13 protein-coding genes, 2 tRNA genes and 1 pseudogene are annotated in these 15,961 nt (G+C 40.5%); 9 read left to right on the forward strand and 7 right to left on the reverse strand.

Annotated elements, in window-relative coordinates:
* Positions 1 to 310: 310 nt before the first annotated feature.
* From gltX to CYG50_RS11810, 3 genes are all read left to right on the forward strand, one after another.
* Positions 311 to 1,732, forward strand: a complete 1,422-nt coding sequence (gene gltX / locus CYG50_RS11800; protein WP_102137578.1) for a glutamate--tRNA ligase — start codon at positions 311 to 313, stop codon at positions 1,730 to 1,732.
* Between the two features lie 175 nt (positions 1,733 to 1,907).
* Positions 1,908 to 1,983, forward strand: a tRNA-Ala gene (locus tag CYG50_RS11805).
* 42 nt (positions 1,984 to 2,025) lie between these two features.
* Positions 2,026 to 2,101 (forward strand) — tRNA-Ala (locus CYG50_RS11810).
* Positions 2,102 to 2,171: 70 nt separating this feature from the next.
* Here CYG50_RS11810 and CYG50_RS11815 read toward each other — a convergent pair.
* Positions 2,172 to 2,924 (reverse strand): SDR family NAD(P)-dependent oxidoreductase, encoded by a 753-nt coding sequence (locus CYG50_RS11815; RefSeq protein ID WP_102137577.1) that lies wholly within the window; start codon positions 2,922 to 2,924, stop codon positions 2,172 to 2,174.
* A gap of 123 nt (positions 2,925 to 3,047) precedes the next feature.
* Between CYG50_RS11815 and CYG50_RS11820 the strand changes: the two genes are divergently transcribed.
* Positions 3,048 to 3,464: a MarR family winged helix-turn-helix transcriptional regulator gene (locus CYG50_RS11820; protein WP_102137576.1), complete on the forward strand. Its 417-nt coding sequence runs from the start codon at positions 3,048 to 3,050 to the stop codon at positions 3,462 to 3,464.
* Here the strand turns inward: CYG50_RS11820 and CYG50_RS11825 are convergent.
* The 4 genes from CYG50_RS11825 to zipA all read right to left on the reverse strand — a co-directional run bounded on the left by CYG50_RS11825 (position 3,461) and on the right by zipA (position 8,296).
* Entirely contained in the window at positions 3,461 to 3,676 is a 216-nt protein-coding gene (locus CYG50_RS11825; protein ID WP_004912576.1) for a DUF3820 family protein, read from the reverse strand. The genes CYG50_RS11820 and CYG50_RS11825 overlap by 4 nt on opposite strands.
* A gap of 81 nt (positions 3,677 to 3,757) precedes the next feature.
* Positions 3,758 to 4,942 (reverse strand): NupC/NupG family nucleoside CNT transporter, encoded by a 1,185-nt coding sequence (locus CYG50_RS11830; protein ID WP_102137575.1) that lies wholly within the window; start codon positions 4,940 to 4,942, stop codon positions 3,758 to 3,760.
* Positions 4,943 to 5,218: 276 nt separating this feature from the next.
* Complete coding sequence (gene ligA / locus CYG50_RS11835) at positions 5,219 to 7,237, reverse strand: NAD-dependent DNA ligase LigA (protein ID WP_102137574.1); 2,019 nt, start codon at positions 7,235 to 7,237, stop codon at positions 5,219 to 5,221.
* A gap of 57 nt (positions 7,238 to 7,294) precedes the next feature.
* Positions 7,295 to 8,296, reverse strand: a complete 1,002-nt coding sequence (gene zipA / locus CYG50_RS11840) for a cell division protein ZipA (RefSeq protein WP_102137573.1) — start codon at positions 8,294 to 8,296, stop codon at positions 7,295 to 7,297.
* A 218-nt stretch (positions 8,297 to 8,514) separates the two neighbouring features.
* Between zipA and cysZ the strand changes: the two genes are divergently transcribed.
* The 5 genes from cysZ (at position 8,515) to crr (ending at position 13,508) form a co-directional block, all read left to right on the forward strand.
* Entirely contained in the window at positions 8,515 to 9,279 is a 765-nt protein-coding gene (gene cysZ, locus CYG50_RS11845; protein ID WP_102137572.1) for a sulfate transporter CysZ, read from the forward strand.
* A gap of 239 nt (positions 9,280 to 9,518) precedes the next feature.
* Complete coding sequence (gene cysK, locus CYG50_RS11850) at positions 9,519 to 10,472, forward strand: cysteine synthase A (protein ID WP_102137571.1); 954 nt, start codon at positions 9,519 to 9,521, stop codon at positions 10,470 to 10,472.
* Between the two features lie 352 nt (positions 10,473 to 10,824).
* Positions 10,825 to 11,082, forward strand: coding sequence for a phosphocarrier protein Hpr (ptsH, locus tag CYG50_RS11855; protein ID WP_004264876.1), 258 nt, complete (start codon positions 10,825 to 10,827; stop codon positions 11,080 to 11,082).
* Positions 11,083 to 11,222: 140 nt separating this feature from the next.
* Positions 11,223 to 12,950 (forward strand): phosphoenolpyruvate-protein phosphotransferase PtsI, encoded by a 1,728-nt coding sequence (gene ptsI / locus CYG50_RS11860; protein ID WP_102137570.1) that lies wholly within the window; start codon positions 11,223 to 11,225, stop codon positions 12,948 to 12,950.
* 48 nt (positions 12,951 to 12,998) lie between these two features.
* Positions 12,999 to 13,508 (forward strand): PTS glucose transporter subunit IIA, encoded by a 510-nt coding sequence (gene crr, locus CYG50_RS11865; protein WP_004264878.1) that lies wholly within the window; start codon positions 12,999 to 13,001, stop codon positions 13,506 to 13,508.
* 131 nt (positions 13,509 to 13,639) lie between these two features.
* On the opposite strand, the gene CYG50_RS11870 is transcribed toward crr, so the two are convergent.
* Both CYG50_RS11870 and CYG50_RS23645 read right to left on the reverse strand, forming a co-directional pair.
* Positions 13,640 to 14,608 (reverse strand): fimbrial protein, encoded by a 969-nt coding sequence (locus tag CYG50_RS11870; RefSeq protein WP_102137569.1) that lies wholly within the window; start codon positions 14,606 to 14,608, stop codon positions 13,640 to 13,642.
* Between the two features lie 793 nt (positions 14,609 to 15,401).
* A pseudogene (locus CYG50_RS23645) lies at positions 15,402 to 15,887 on the reverse strand (Tn3 family transposase).
* Positions 15,888 to 15,961 lie beyond the last annotated feature (74 nt).

A 15,961-nucleotide genomic window follows, 5' to 3' on the forward strand; every position in this document is an offset into this window, starting at 1 on the left:
AAGCCGCCTTTTTAATCAATTACCTATCATTTTCTCGTTATTCTTTTAAGAAAAAACATAAACTATTTTTAAAGCGTATTTATTTATGTCAAATTTGGCGAAACAAACTAATTTCTTGCCTTCTATTCTGATAACTTGATTGAGGAATCATTGTAGGATGATAGAATAGATATACATTTTAGCAATGCTTAGACATTTCACTGCTTAGAACATCAAACTCGCCATCAAGTCAATTGTGCCTGTTTTTAGTCTTCTAAACAGTAAACAGATAAGCGCTTCAAAAACATGTTTTGCAATTAAGGCAATCTCGATGAGTAAAATCAAAACCCGTTTTGCGCCAAGCCCAACTGGCTATTTACACGTTGGTGGTGCACGTACCGCTCTGTATTCCTGGTTATTTAGTCGCCACAATCAGGGCGAATTTGTCCTGCGTATTGAAGATACTGACTTAGAACGCTCAACTCAGGAAGCTATCGATGCCATTATGGACGGTATGAACTGGTTGAATTTAAATTGGGATGAAGGCCCGTACTATCAGACTAAACGCTTTGACCGTTATAATGATGTCATTGACCAAATGTTAGATGCAGGTACCGCTTATCGTTGTTATTGTTCGAAAGAGCGCTTAGAAGCTTTGCGTGAAGAGCAAATGGCAAATAACGAAAAGCCTCGTTATGATGGCTGCTGCCGTGACCATGCCCACAACCATACACCTGATGAGCCACACGTTGTTCGTTTCCGTAACCCACAAGAAGGTTCCGTTATTTTTGACGACAAAATTCGTGGGCCAATTGAATTTAGTAACCAAGAGCTGGACGATTTAATTATTCGTCGTACTGATGGTTCACCAACTTACAACTTCTGTGTGGTTATTGATGACTGGGATATGGAAATTACCCACGTTATCCGTGGTGAAGACCATATCAACAACACGCCTCGCCAAATCAACATTCTAAAAGCATTAGGGGCACCAGTGCCTGTGTATGCTCACGTTTCGATGATCCTAGGTGATGATGGTAAAAAACTGTCAAAACGCCATGGTGCTGTTAGCGTTATGCAATATCGTGATGATGGTTACTTGCCGCAAGCACTTCTTAACTATTTAGTGCGTTTAGGTTGGTCTCATGGCGACCAAGAGATTTTCACTGTTGATGAAATGAAAGAATATTTCAGCCTTGATGCTATCAGTAAATCAGCAAGCGCGTTTAACACTGAAAAACTACAATGGTTAAACCATCATTATATCAATACATTACCAGCAGAAGAAGTTGCAACCTATCTTGCATGGCATATTGAACAACAGAATATTGATACCAGCACAGGGCCTCAATTAGTTGATCTAATCAAATTACTGGGTGAACGTTGCAAAACATTGAAAGAAATGGCCGAATCTTGCCACTATTTCTACCAAGATTTTGACGAGTTTGATGCAGATGCTGCTAAGAAACATTTGCGCCCAGTCGCTCGCCAGCCATTAGAAGTGGTAAAAGTTAAGTTAGCTGCGATCACTGATTGGACGGCTGAAAATGTTCACCAAGCTATTGAAGCGACAGCAGCTGAGTTAGAAGTGGGCATGGGTAAAGTGGGTATGCCTTTACGTGTCGCTGTGACAGGTGCTGGCCAATCTCCAGGCCTAGATGTCACTGTTCACGCTATCGGCCAAGCTCGTTCTATCGCTCGTATTGAAAAAGCCTTAGCGTTTATTGCTGAACGTGAAGCTTCTGCTCAATAATTTTAATTATTGGCCTCCAATTTATTGGGGGCCAATTCTCTGCCTCAATCTCCCTTCCCTACTCAGCTGACTGCAAAATGTTCTATATTTCAGCAATTAAACCTAAAACCCGATTATTTTATTGACACTCTAACTTAGCTTGAATATGATGCATCCCGTCCAAAAGATTTTGTTTGGGGCTATAGCTCAGCTGGGAGAGCGCTTGCATGGCATGCAAGAGGTCAGCGGTTCGATCCCGCTTAGCTCCACCATCTAATTCCCTGTTAGGTGGCACAATACAAAACATTTCGATTGGGGCTATAGCTCAGCTGGGAGAGCGCTTGCATGGCATGCAAGAGGTCAGCGGTTCGATCCCGCTTAGCTCCACCAATCACTTAAAGACTAAAAGTCGCTATTCACCCCTTCCATTTTAAATCAATAATATCTTTTAGATTATGAATTACTGCGCGGTATAACCACCATCAATAGGAATAAATGCACCGGTTATAAAGCTACTCTCTTCTGATAACAAAAAGGCCACCACATTAGCAATTTCTTGCCGAGTCGCCATTCTGCCCATTGGGTGAGTAGAGGCCATCCATTGCTGCGTTTCCTGGGGTAATACACTGATATTCGGAGTTTCTACATAGCCAGGGCCAACAGCATTGATACGGATACCTTTTTGAGCGTTCTCTAAGGCTGCGGAACGTGTTAACCCCAATACTGCATGCTTTGCTGCCGTGTATGGTGCTATACCCGCTATCCCTGTTACCCCATTGCAAGCTGATAAATTGACGATAGCTCCCCCACCACTACGCAAAATCGCAGGAATACTGTACTTCATACCATGAAATGTCCCTGTTATATCGGTTTCAATCACCTCATGCCAAGCCTCTAAAGGATAATCCTCAATATTGACACCATGAGGGCCAGTTATCCCTGCATTATTCACTAAATAATGTAGAACACCGTATTGCTGCTCAATTTTTTCGACTGTTGTTTTAAAGTCTTGTGCATTTGCGACATCCATTTTTATGGCATAGACACGCTGTCCTGTTGGGTCTATCTCTTTAGCGGCTTGCTGTAAAGCTACCTCATTACGCCCCGTAATTACCGTTATCGCACCAAGTGAATACAGCTTTTGTGCAATAGTAAAACCGACACCCGTCGATGCCCCTGTAACCAATGCCACTCGCTGATTAAACTTACCCATAACTCACCTCAATTATGATTAACTTTAGTTAACTATAATTAATTAACTAAAGTTAATCAACTAGTCGTCTTATTATTAAAATCAATATATACTCAATAGATTGAATGTTACGGAGTTTTCATAATGCCAAATTCTCTTGAAGATGCACTTTCCCTGCTGCAATGTACGCTAGTTGCACGCAGAGTTAGCTTTACCCCTGAGCAAATAACTTGGGGTCAATATGATGTGCTAGAGATATTGAGATTAAAAGGGGATTTAACACCAAGCCAGTTAAGCCAATCACTTGGGCTCTCTCGCCAAAATTTATCGAAGTTTCTTCGAGTTCTGAAATCTTATGAATTTGTCGAGCAATATCAATCTGAAGAAGATAGACGGGAGCTGATCACCCGTTTAACCGACAAAGGGCATCATTTTTTGCAGCGTGCAGCTACAGGGCGTGCTGAAAATGCAGCTAAGGTCAAAGCAGCATTAACCCCCCAAGAACAGAAACTATTTATTGCTTTAAGTCAGAAAATTACTCACGCACTAGGCCACGATTAACCCCGTTTTAAAGGTTTTACCAGCCCTTCTAAGCCTTCTATTTTTAGTCCTAGGGTCATCTCCATTAATTGCCCTAAACGTCCAGCAGGGAACTCTCCTTTCTTATAGAACCATAATAAATATTCTTCGGGTAAATCAATTAATACGCACCCTTTATATTTACCAAATGGCATATACGTATTGGCCATATCAATGAGGTCTTGTTTTTCCATTGTGATTTCTCTTTCGTATCAAAGCATAAAAAAACGGCGCTCATTTGAACGCCGTTTCGTAATCTAGCATGTTTTAATGGATTACAAAACTAACCCAACCACCGCTGCAGATAAGAAACTAACTAAGGTTGAACCGTACAGTAATTTTAAACCGAAGCGAGCCACAGTATTACCTTGTTTCTCATCTAATCCTTTAATTGCACCCGCAATAATACCAATGGATGAGAAGTTAGCGAAAGACACTAAGAATACCGATAAGATACCAACAGAACGCTCAGATAACCCACCAGCAATCGCTTGTAAACCATCCATCGCAACGAATTCATTCGTGACCATTTTCACTGCCATAATTCCGCCAACCTGTAAGGCTTCATCAGCAGGAATACCGAGCATCCATGCAAACGGATAGAACACGTAACCTAACATAGTTTGGAAGTCGATACCGAATACAGCTGAGAAAATACCGTTAATCATCGCAATAAGAGCAATAAAACCAATCAACATCGCTGAAACAATAATCGCTACTTTAAACCCTGCAAGAATATATTCACCTAACATTTCAAAGAAGCTTTGCCCTTCGTGCAGGTTGCTCATTTGAATATCTTCTTCACCTTCCGGTGGGTAAGGGTTAATCAGTGACAGTACGACGAAAGTACCAAACATATTCAGAACCAATGCAGCGACCACGAAACGTGGCTCTAACATGGTCATATATGCCCCAACGATAGACATAGATACCGTTGACATGGCTGTTGCTGCCATGGTGTACATTCTGCGGTCTGACATCCGGTTCAATTGGTCTTTATATGCGATAAAGTTTTCTGACTGACCCAATAACAATGAACTGACTGCGTTAAAAGACTCCAACTTACCCATACCATTCACTTTCGATAATACGGTACCGATAATACGGATCACGATAGGAAGAATTTTGATGTGCTGTAAAATCCCGATCAACGCAGAAATAAAGATGATTGGGCATAACACTTGTAAGAAGAAGAACGCTAAGTTTCCTTCAATCATGCCACCAAAAATAAATTTGGTTCCTTCTGCTGCATAGCCTAGCAAGTGGGTAAATACCCCTGCCACACCAAGAACAAAAGATTCGCCAATATTCGATTTCAAGAACAAATACGCTAATGCAATTTGAATAACGAGCAGTTGAACAACATAGCGAGGACGGATCCCTCTACGGTTACTACTAGCTAAAATGGCAAGAGCTGCGATTACAACTAAAGATAAAACGAAATGCAGGATCGAGGTCATATGCGACTCCAACAAATTTAAGAATCAGTCTATGGTGCATATTCTATGTAATAGGTAACATTTAAATGAGATGGACGTCACATTAATATGAAAGCTTACTAGGTGTATTTTGCAAAAAGAAGAAGGCGATCACGTTTCAACGATAACAATTCCTACCATTCGCTTTTTTTGCACAGAAATTTTACTGAGAATTTAAGTTAAGACTTACAACAACCTGCGTATAAAATTGTTGCCTACAGAGATTGTAGGCAACTAAGCCAAATTGAATATAGTTCACTATTGGATATTCAGCAAACGAATCAATTCATTTTCATCGATAACGCGTATGCCAAGTTCATTTGCTTTCGCTAATTTAGAACCTGCGGCCTCCCCTGCAATGACCAAATCTGTTTTCTTCGAGACGCTTCCTGAGACTTTTGCGCCCAAAGCCACTAACTTGTCTTTGGCTTCATCACGCGTCAATACGCTCATTGACCCTGTTAGCACCACCGTTTTACCTGCAAATGGGCTGTCGATTTCTGCACTATTTACAACTTTTACTTCTGGCCAATGAATGTTCGCCTTATTGATTAAATCATCAATCACTGCTTGGTTATGGGCTTCATGAAAGAAATTAACCACATGTTTCGCAACCACATGACCAATATCTTGAACTGTTTTTAGTGACTCTTCATCTGCTGCCATCACGGCTTCAAGTGTGGTGTAATGCGCCGCTAAATTTGCCGCTGTGGCTTCACCAACCTCTCGAATTCCAAGAGCGTAAATAAAGCGAGCCAACGTCGTTTGTTTAGACTTATTGAGTGCATCAACCAGATTCTGTGCCGACTTCGGCCCCATTCTATCGAGGCCAGTTAAAATGCCTGCACTTAATTGGTACAAATCTGCTGGAGTTTTGACATACTCTTTTTCAACTAACTGGTCGATAATTTTATCGCCCATGCCATCGACATCCATTGCTCGGCGTGAGACAAAATGCTTCAGCGCTTCTTTGCGTTGTGCCCCACAAATCAGCCCACCTGTACAGCGCGCTACCGCTTCACCTTCGACTCGTTCGATATCAGAGCCGCATACAGGGCAATGAGTTGGAAAAACAATTTCACGGCTATTCGCGGGGCGCTTATCAACGACAACACTGACGATTTGTGGAATAACATCCCCTGCTCGACGAATAATGACCGTATCACCGATATGCACACCAAGACGTTCAATTTCATCTGCATTGTGCAGCGTCGCATTGCTGACTACCACACCCGCGACTTGCACGGGCTCTAAACGCGCCACTGGCGTGATAGCACCGGTACGCCCAACTTGAAATTCCACATCTTTTAATAGTGTAACTTGCTCTTGAGCTGGAAATTTAAACGCAGTCGCCCAACGAGGTGCTCGAGAAACAAAACCTAACTCTTCTTGAATCGCAATTGAGTTAACTTTAATGACTACCCCATCGATATCAAAGCCAAGATCAGGGCGAACTTGCTCAATTTCATGGTAAAAATCTAATACGGCCTGATGACCAACTCGTAATTGAACATAATCACTAACTGGTAACCCCCATGCTTTGAATTGCATCAAACGGTCATAATGTGTATCTGGTAACGTGCCACCTTCCACTAACCCAACACCATAACAATAAAAAGTGAGTGGCCTTTTGGCGGTAATACGTGGGTCTAATTGACGCAGAGAACCCGCAGCCGCATTACGTGGGTTCGCAAAGACTTTGCCATCTGTTTTACGTGCTTGCTCATTCAGCGCTTCAAACCCTTTTTGGGGCATGAAAACTTCGCCGCGGATCTCAACACGATCTGGAATATTACTGCCGGTTAAACGCAATGGGATAGCGCGTATGGTTCGAACATTCGCGGTAATATTTTCACCGACTGTCCCATCACCACGAGTCGCAGCTTGTACTAACTCACCGTTTTCATACAACAAACTTACCGCGAGTCCATCAAGTTTAAGCTCACAACAGAAAGTCAGCTCTTGATGGTTTTTCAAACGATCTCTTACCCGCTTATCAAACGCAAGGTAACTCTCTTCGTCAAAAACATTATCTAACGATAACATAGGTATTTCATGGCGTACGGTATCAAACGCCGCTAATGGTGCGGCACCAACACGTTGAGTTGGTGAATCACTCGTAACAAGTTCAGGATGCAGCGCCTCAATCTCTTTTAGACGTTGCATTAGCTTGTCATATTCAACGTCTGGAATTTCAGGCGCATCTAATACATGGTATTGATATTCATGATGACGTAACTGTTTTTTTAATTCGTCTATTTCTTGTTTGGTTGTCATGATCCACTCATACAGATAAAAAACCCCCAATTAATGGGGGCTTTGTTTAATGTTTATTTAACTTAATGTGTTTCTAATTCGAGCATGATACACCTCTATTTTTTGAGGTGTCAGCATTTTGCGTTCGTCATCAAGAACGACGCCTCCCGCATCTGATGCGATACGTTGAGCGGCTTGTAACATCAGTTTGAAATTTTGCCCTGCATCACCATAAGACGGTACCATCATAAACATGGAAACCCCTGGCGTACTAAAGTCAGCCATTGTCTCAGGGTCAAATGAGCCCGGTTTCACCATGTTAGCCAGGCTAAACAGCACTGGTCCCGTACCCGACGGATTTACATGACGGTGGAATATTTTCATTTCCCCGAATTGGAAACCAGCTTGTAAAATACTTTGCAGTAATAACTCACCTTGCAGTTCTTGTCCTTGATGAGCGGCTACGTGAAGTACCAGAACTGTCTCCTTGCTACTTGTTGTAGCAGGAGCTTCCTGCGGCTCAGCTTTCTTCTCAATATGCTGCGTCTCTTGTTCATAGGTGCTCGGCTGAGGCTCTTCTCTTAATTTAGTTGAATCAATATGTGGTTCAGCGGCAATACCCGTAACCGGCTGAGTACGAATTTCAGGCTCTATTGCCACTTCCTCACTCATGTTAATGGTGAGTTGCTCAGGTACATGAACAGGTTCAGTACGTTGATGCGGCGTAGGTTCATTATGAACTGGCGGTTTAGCCTCTGGCTCCCTATTCATAATAATGTCAGGTTCAACCGACACCTGTGGCTGTATATTAGGTTCAACTGGAGACTCATTTTTTACCGGATATACAGGCTCAGTTGCAGCCGGATGAACAGGCGCCTGCTGAGTAGGTTGATTTTCAGTAAATAATGCAGAATCATCATATTCTGATGAGTTCTCTTGCATATCGTTCTTTCTACGTTTTACGGGTCTGTCGCGAAATAACTTTGAGCGCTCTTTACGGCTGGTCCATAAACCATGCAGTAATAAAGCGACAATCGCTATCGCACCTACGACCACTAATATCAGACGCAAATCCTGCATCGCTGCTATCTCTAGTTGATGAATGATAATGCCAACACGGCGGAAACTACCTTAAGATTATTTCTCAATTGCTCTAAGTGCAACCCCCAGAACGATTTTCTTACAAGAAAGAGAATATTCCGCTTTCATTTGCTGCTTTTTTAAGCGAATAATGGCTAGTCAGCCTAATTTCATATCTATATGATACATGGTCAACCGAAAAGGAGAGAACAAGAAGTATGACCCAATCGACATTTTCGACACAAAAAGACCATTCTGGTTTTTATTATTTTACACAAGGCTGGAGATTAATCACTCGTCCCGGTATCAAACGTTTTGTTATTTTGCCCCTATTAGCCAATATTTTATTCTTAGGCGGCGCATTTTGGTGGTTATATACCAAGCTTGGTGGCTGGATTGACCAAGTAATGGGTTACATTCCTGACTGGCTACAATGGCTCGATTATGTTATTTGGCCAATCGCTGTTATCTCAATACTGCTCGTGTTTACTTATTTTTTTAGTACGATAGCCAATATTATCGCGGCACCTTTTAACGGCTGGCTATCAGAAAAACTCGAAGCGGAGCTAACAGGTAAACCGTCGCCAGATACTGGCGTCGCGGAGTTATTAAAAGATGTTCCTCGCATGATAAAACGCGAGTTTGTCCGAATCGGTTACTACTTACCTCGCGCTATTGGGTTACTGATCTTATTTTTCATACCCGGTATTGGCCAAACCGTCGCCCCCGTACTGTGGTTTTTATTTGGTGCTTGGATGATGTCAATCCAATATTGCGATTACCCGTTTGATAACCACCGTGTTGGCTTCGGCGAAATGAAGCAAGCACTTGCCAAAGAACGGATGAGAAACGTTCAATTTGGTGGCGTTATCAGCCTGTTAATGATGGTCCCTTTTGTCAACTTAGTGATCATGCCTGTTGCAGTTTGTGGTGCAACATTGATGTGGGTTGACCGGTATCGTGAGCGTTACGCACGCTACTAATCTATTAATCATTGTCTATTAATCAGTGCGCAGGTTTACCGCCTGCGCTCTTTTATTGACTTATTTTTGTTACACTATAATCATTCTTTAGAATTATTAGTTCTAAAATAACATTTCGTTATAAGCTTATTCTCAAATCATATTTGCATTAATCTGTTCTTAACGTATGTTGAATCCATCTCATTATTTTTAATTAATACCGATTACATTACTGGCTAACCGATTTTTAAGGATATCCCATGAGCAAAATTTATGATGATAACTCGTTGACCATTGGCCACACCCCACTTGTCCGATTAAAGCATTTTGGTAATGGCAATATTTTAGCAAAAGTGGAATCTCGCAACCCAAGCTTCAGTGTTAAGTGCCGTATTGGTGCGAACATGATTTGGGACGCAGAGAAAAAAGGTATCCTAAACAAAGACAAAGAATTAGTTGAGCCAACCAGTGGTAATACAGGGATCGCTTTAGCCTATGTCGCTGCGGCAAGAGGTTATAAGTTGACCTTAACCATGCCTGAAACGATGAGTATTGAACGTCGTAAACTGCTCAAAGCACTGGGCGCCAACCTCGTTTTAACCGAGGGGGCAAAAGGTATGAAAGGTGCGATAGCTAAAGCTGAAGAAATAGTGAATAGCAACCCTAAGAAATACCTATTACTTCAACAGTTTAATAATCCAGCAAACCCTGAAATTCATGAAAAAACCACAGGGCCTGAAATTTGGGAAGATACTGACGGCAATGTCGACGTTGTGGTTGCTGGTGTCGGTACAGGTGGGACAATTACAGGGATTGCAAAGTACCTGAAAAACACCAAAGGCAAAGATGTGACTATCGTAGCTGTTGAGCCAGAAACCTCACCCGTTATCACACAAGCCTTAGCAGGTGAAGAAATTAAACCAGGACCACATAAGATCCAAGGGATCGGAGCTGGGTTTATTCCGGGTAACTTAGATTTAAAATTACTCGATAAAGTCATTCAAATCAGCGATGACGAAGCCATCAAAACTGCTCGTGAACTAATGGAAAAAGAAGGCATTCTGGCGGGTATTTCATCAGGCGCGGCTATTGCTGCTGCCACTCAAATTGCCGCAGACCCTGCCTATAAAGGTAAAAATATCGTCGTTATTTTACCTTCTTCAGGTGAGCGTTATTTGTCTACAGCCCTATTTGCTGACATCTCCGCTGAGTAACATAACTTCGTTACAATATCGTTAAAAAAGCACCTAAATGGTGCTTTTTTTGTGGCATGGATCAAAGTTTAGCACGGATGGAGATGATTTATAATTCGGGGTTTAGTATTAAACATAGTAATTATTTTGCACCTCGAAATTAATCACTTTTTAGCCAACCTCTAGGGCGAGTAAAATAATTTGCCAATGAGAAAAAAGTGGTGAGATCGCAAGAAAAATAGAAAAAGGGTTGATACCGCACAAAGTAGGAAACCTTTTTTCAAGTTAATAATCTAACTTATACGCAAACCTAGTCTATTTCATCTACAATTGGCTGGGTAATTAAAAAAACGAAAGTTATTGAGGAAATACTATGTTTCAGCAAGAAGTTACTATTACGGCACCAAATGGTCTACATACTCGTCCTGCAGCTCAATTTGTAAAAGAAGCAAAAGCATTCTCTTCTGATATTTCTTTAATTTCTGGCGGCAAATCCGCTAGCGCGAAAAGTTTGTTTAAATTACAAACCTTAGGCCTAACGCAAGGCACAGTTGTGACAATTTCTGCTGAAGGCGAAGACGAAAAAGAAGCCGTTGAGCATTTAGTTAAACTGATGGGCGAATTAGAATAATTTCGCACGAAAATAGCATTTACTGATTTCATTCAATGTCCCTGAGTGATGTCATTCGGGGACATTTGTATAATCGGCTATATTCATTGTCGTCTCTGCAACATCAGAACTCCCAGCACTAGCAGCAGTAAGGTAATATTATGATTTCAGGAATTTTAGTATCCCCGGGTTTTGCTTTTGGTCAAGCTTTAATCCTCAAAGAAGATCCTATCGTTGTTAGCACAAAAAAAATCGCTGACGATCAGGTTGATAAAGAAATCGCTCGCTTTATTGAGGGACGAAACAAGTCAGCCGAACAACTCAATTTGATTAAAGAAAAAGCCGAAAAAAATCTTGGAGCTGAAAAAGCTGAGATTTTTGAAGGTCATATAATGCTGCTGGAAGATGAAGAGCTGGAGCAAGAAATTGTCACTTTAATCAAAGGCGACAAAAAAACAGCTGATGCAGCTGCGTATTCTGTTATTGAAGATCAAGCTCAAGCCCTTGAATCTCTTGATGATGAATACCTTAAAGAGCGTGCCGCTGACGTACGTGATATCGGTAAGCGTTTATTAAAAAACATCTTAAATATTCCTATCGTTGATTTAAGTGCAATCAGCGAAGAAGTTATTTTAGTGGCGGCTGATTTAACCCCTTCAGAAACCGCACAGCTGAATTTAGATAAAGTATTAGGGTTTATTACTGATTTAGGTGGCCGTACATCACATACCTCGATTATGGCACGTTCCCTTGAGTTACCAGCCATTGTCGGAACTAGTGATGCCACCCGCAAAATTAAAAATGGCGATTTCATTGTATTAGATGGTGTTAACAACACTATCCACCTGAACCCATCTGAAGCAGAAATCGACAAACTCAAAGCCTTCCGTGATGAATACCTACAAGAAAAAGAAGAGCTCGCAAAATTAAAAGATTTGCCTGCTATCACCCTTGATGGTCATCAAGTTGAAGTTTGTGCCAACATTGGTACCGTACGAGATGTCGCTGGTGCTGAACGCAATGGCGCAGAAGGCGTTGGCCTTTACCGCACTGAATTTTTATTTATGGATAGAGACTCTCTTCCTACTGAAGAAGAGCAATTTCAAGCTTATAAAGCAGTTGCAGAAGCAATGGGCAGCCAAGCCGTTATTGTCCGCACAATGGATATAGGCGGTGATAAAGACCTGCCATATATGAATTTACCGAAAGAAGAGAACCCATTCCTCGGCTGGCGTGCAATTCGTATTTGTCTTGATCGCAAAGAAATCTTACACTCACAGTTAAGAGCTATTTTAAGAGCCTCTAAATTTGGTAAACTGCGTATTATGTTCCCAATGGTCATTTCCGTTGAAGAAGTTCGTGAACTAAAAGCGGAGCTAGAAATGCTAAAAGCTCAGTTACGTGAAGAAGGTAAGGCTTTTGACGAGTCAATTGAAGTCGGTGTGATGGTTGAAACACCAGCCGCTGCTGTGATTGCTCGCCACTTGGCAAAAGAAGTTGATTTCTTTAGTATTGGGACGAACGATCTCACTCAATACACTTTAGCGGTCGACCGTGGTAATGAACTGATTTCTCATCTTTACAACCCGATGTCACCTGCTGTCCTAAACTTAATTAAGCAAGTGATCGATGCATCACACGCTGAAGGTAAATGGACTGGGATGTGTGGGGAGTTAGCTGGAGATGAGCGTGCAACCTTATTGCTACTTGGCATGGGGCTGGATGAATTTAGTATGAGCGCAATTTCAATTCCACGTATCAAAAAGTTAATTCGCAATGCGAGCTTTGCTGATACTCAAGCGTTGGCTGAACAAGCACTTGCTCAACCAACAGCGGATGAATTGATGAAACTTGTAGATACCTTTATCCAAGAAAAAACGTTATGCTAGGAACAGCACATTAGTTCGGTCCCATATAAAACGATTAGGAGAAGGTCCATGGGTCTGTTTGATAAACTGAAATCACTCGTTTCGGAAGACAAAAGTAGCAGTGGCAGTATTGAAATTATCGCACCTTTATCCGGTGAAATTGTCAATATTGAAGATGTTCCAGACGTTGTGTTCGCAGAAAAAATTGTGGGTGATGGTATTGCGATTAAACCCGCAGGTAACAAAATCGTTGCCCCTGTAGACGGCACAATTGGTAAGATTTTTGAAACTAACCATGCGTTTTCTATTGAGTCAGATGATGGTATAGAACTATTTGTTCACTTCGGTATTGATACCGTTGAGCTTAAAGGTGAAGGCTTTAAACGCATCGCTGAAGAAGGCCAAACGGTGAAAAAAGGTGATTTAATCATTGAGTTTGATTTAGCACTGTTAGAAGAGAAAGCAAAATCTGTTTTAACGCCAGTTGTCATTTCTAATATGGACGAAATCAAAGAACTCAACAAACTGACAGGCTCCGTGACAGTCGGTGAAACTGTCATCATGCGTATTAAGAAATAGCTTAAGTGCCAATATTTAGTTTAAACCATCAGGTCTTGCCTGATGGTTTTTCATTTAGCATGATGATTAAAACTTGATAATCAGATTAGGTTTTTTATTTTTATCAACAACATTTGAGAATTATATTTCTATTACTTATATGTAAATAAAACATTTACGGTATTGCTAAATGGCCCCTGCTTAATATTCTCATTATTTTTTTTAGATAACTCAGCTGAATACTGATAATTACCGGGCTTTTGCTTAGTAATAACACCTTTATAATACTCCTGACCAAAACTAATTTCTTGCCCCAAACTTCTATCGGTAATCGCCATCTGCAAACCGTTATCAAAAACGATATATTTATTATTCACTACGCCTTTATTGCTTTGAAATTTAACACTAACTTCTAAAGCAGCATCACAAGTTGAAACTGGAGTTAAAGTTAAATTAAAATTTTCTTTTATTGTTTTATTATTTTCAAATTGATCCGTTGTCAGCTCTTTAAAATCAACTACTTTGTCACTCATCGTAACAATCGGTGTTGGACAATAATTAATTAATGTGCCAACAAGGCGGATAGTGTAATAATCAGCAATACGATTTCCCACTCCATCCGTGTGATAGCCAAGAATGAAATCACCTGTGTCAAATGATTTTAACGGCCCCTTTCCACGTTCTATAGTAAAATTATGCCACAATGATATGTTTTCGGTGCCTACCTTCCAATATCCCACATTTAATGCTGGAGTAGTCGGTGCTGTAATTTCAACTTTCCCCACATAAGATGACTGAAAAACTTTAACTCCGCTAGAGAGAAGGTGAGCTTTAACTGAGCCGGGTGTTTGACTATGAAACCAGATAGTTCTATCTGCTACAGTTCCAGAAAAATTACATCGCCATGATAACGCTGAAAACCCTGAGCCTAATCTTGTTCCTTCAGGAACAGTACCTGGGATTGTATTCATATCAATGGATAATAATGGTAATGGGTACCACGCACCCAAAGGAGTACAGCTAACACCGGAATAAGAAAATGTGCTAAAAGCCATCAGTAACGAGCCAAACACACCTAGTTTTAGTTTATTTTCTATTTTTTTGCTCATAAGAGATTTCATTTAATTATTCCTCAGGGCTAATACTAAAATTTTAAAAGTCACATTTATATCTATGTAATCAACATGCTCAACATTGGACTATGCTAATGTACGTACTAGATATCCATCTCACGCCTCAAATTCAGTAAACCCGTAGTTATTGACTGCGTTTTATACACCCCTTTCTACTACTTTAAATGGGCATGTGTTATTTTCACGAATGGTACTCAATTAGTGAGTAAAATAGTATTAGTAAATTATTAATTTCATCCATAGTATGTAACTAAATATAATGAATTAAAATAAATGTGCCAATAAATAGGGTTTTTGGGGTATATATATCTATAGATATCTATAGACAAAAAATTAAAAACAAAGAGACTACGCACTCTGCTATTCCAACAGGCGGAGAGCTAAAACTGATCATCGAGGAAAGTAGAGATAATACTGCTAACCCTTACGTTGTTTGTCGGTTCTCAATAAAGAAGTCGCTTGATTAGCTCAGCAGTTCATCATCTTGCACAAACAGTATCCTAGTTATCTATGCCGTGTATTTTAAAAAGCAAGAAATAAGGACATTCGCTATGCATTCACCTGAGAAGCTAGGCGTAGATCCTCAATTGAGGGTACACAGTGATGTGAAATCAACTAAGATTTATACGCCAATTCATGTTGAATGGGCCAGCGTTCGGCACGCTGAAGTTAAGGTAGGATAACGGTAGAAAACATGTACCTTAAAAAGCAAATAACACTGCACATGATATATATTTAAGTCATCATGTTATGCATGCCGCAAAAATAGCACCTCCATAAATTAGCCCATTTTTCGTTTCATACTATATTTAAAATTAAAATAATTGTGCTTTATACTAAAGTACATAAATAAATTAAAGATACGATGACCTTCATACTCATTAGATGAAATGATTGTCGTTACCAATGCGACATGATTAGATACAGGAGTTATTGCGAAAACGCCTTTTCCCTTTCTGAAGTATTTGTCTGAAGTATTTGTCTGAAGAACACGCTTTGAATGTATTGATTCAGCAAGTGTGCTTTTGCCCATCCACACTTCCAAATGGCGATTTTTCGTTTATGGTCGAATAAACATATCATTGACATCACGTAATATGCTAAGACTTCGGTCTGATGCAGATGCTATTCGGTGAACACCATAGTTTGCGCTGTTACCAAAGATATAAGCAAGAAGATCATTATTATCGGCTTCTAAACTGTTTTTTCTGGATGAGACTGAATTAAAAACAGACAAAAACCCCGTTTCATTGTTCACAAACTTCATGATATCAATTATTCCAGTATTCTTTATTTGCCTATAAATCGGATTATCAATACTGGTTTTCCACTTTTTACTGG

It is taken from the genome of Providencia huaxiensis, from assembly GCF_002843235.3.
GTDB lineage: Bacteria > Pseudomonadota > Gammaproteobacteria > Enterobacterales > Enterobacteriaceae > Providencia > Providencia huaxiensis.

What these genes read in the sequence shown, in the direction of transcription:
- gltX (WP_102137578.1), top strand. Translation starts at nt 311, where the DNA reads ATGAGTAAAATCAAAACCCGTTTTGCGCCAAGCCCAACTGGCTATTTA.
- CYG50_RS11815 (WP_102137577.1), bottom strand. Translation starts at nt 2,924, where the DNA reads ATGGGTAAGTTTAATCAGCGAGTGGCATTGGTTACAGGGGCATCGACG.
- CYG50_RS11820 (WP_102137576.1), top strand. Translation starts at nt 3,048, where the DNA reads ATGCCAAATTCTCTTGAAGATGCACTTTCCCTGCTGCAATGTACGCTA.
- CYG50_RS11825 (WP_004912576.1), bottom strand. Translation starts at nt 3,676, where the DNA reads ATGGAAAAACAAGACCTCATTGATATGGCCAATACGTATATGCCATTT.
- CYG50_RS11830 (WP_102137575.1), bottom strand. Translation starts at nt 4,942, where the DNA reads ATGACCTCGATCCTGCATTTCGTTTTATCTTTAGTTGTAATCGCAGCT.
- ligA (WP_102137574.1), bottom strand. Translation starts at nt 7,237, where the DNA reads ATGACAACCAAACAAGAAATAGACGAATTAAAAAAACAGTTACGTCAT.
- zipA (WP_102137573.1), bottom strand. Translation starts at nt 8,296, where the DNA reads ATGCAGGATTTGCGTCTGATATTAGTGGTCGTAGGTGCGATAGCGATT.
- cysZ (WP_102137572.1), top strand. Translation starts at nt 8,515, where the DNA reads ATGACCCAATCGACATTTTCGACACAAAAAGACCATTCTGGTTTTTAT.
- cysK (WP_102137571.1), top strand. Translation starts at nt 9,519, where the DNA reads ATGAGCAAAATTTATGATGATAACTCGTTGACCATTGGCCACACCCCA.
- ptsH (WP_004264876.1), top strand. Translation starts at nt 10,825, where the DNA reads ATGTTTCAGCAAGAAGTTACTATTACGGCACCAAATGGTCTACATACT.
- ptsI (WP_102137570.1), top strand. Translation starts at nt 11,223, where the DNA reads ATGATTTCAGGAATTTTAGTATCCCCGGGTTTTGCTTTTGGTCAAGCT.
- crr (WP_004264878.1), top strand. Translation starts at nt 12,999, where the DNA reads ATGGGTCTGTTTGATAAACTGAAATCACTCGTTTCGGAAGACAAAAGT.
- CYG50_RS11870 (WP_102137569.1), bottom strand. Translation starts at nt 14,608, where the DNA reads ATGAAATCTCTTATGAGCAAAAAAATAGAAAATAAACTAAAACTAGGT.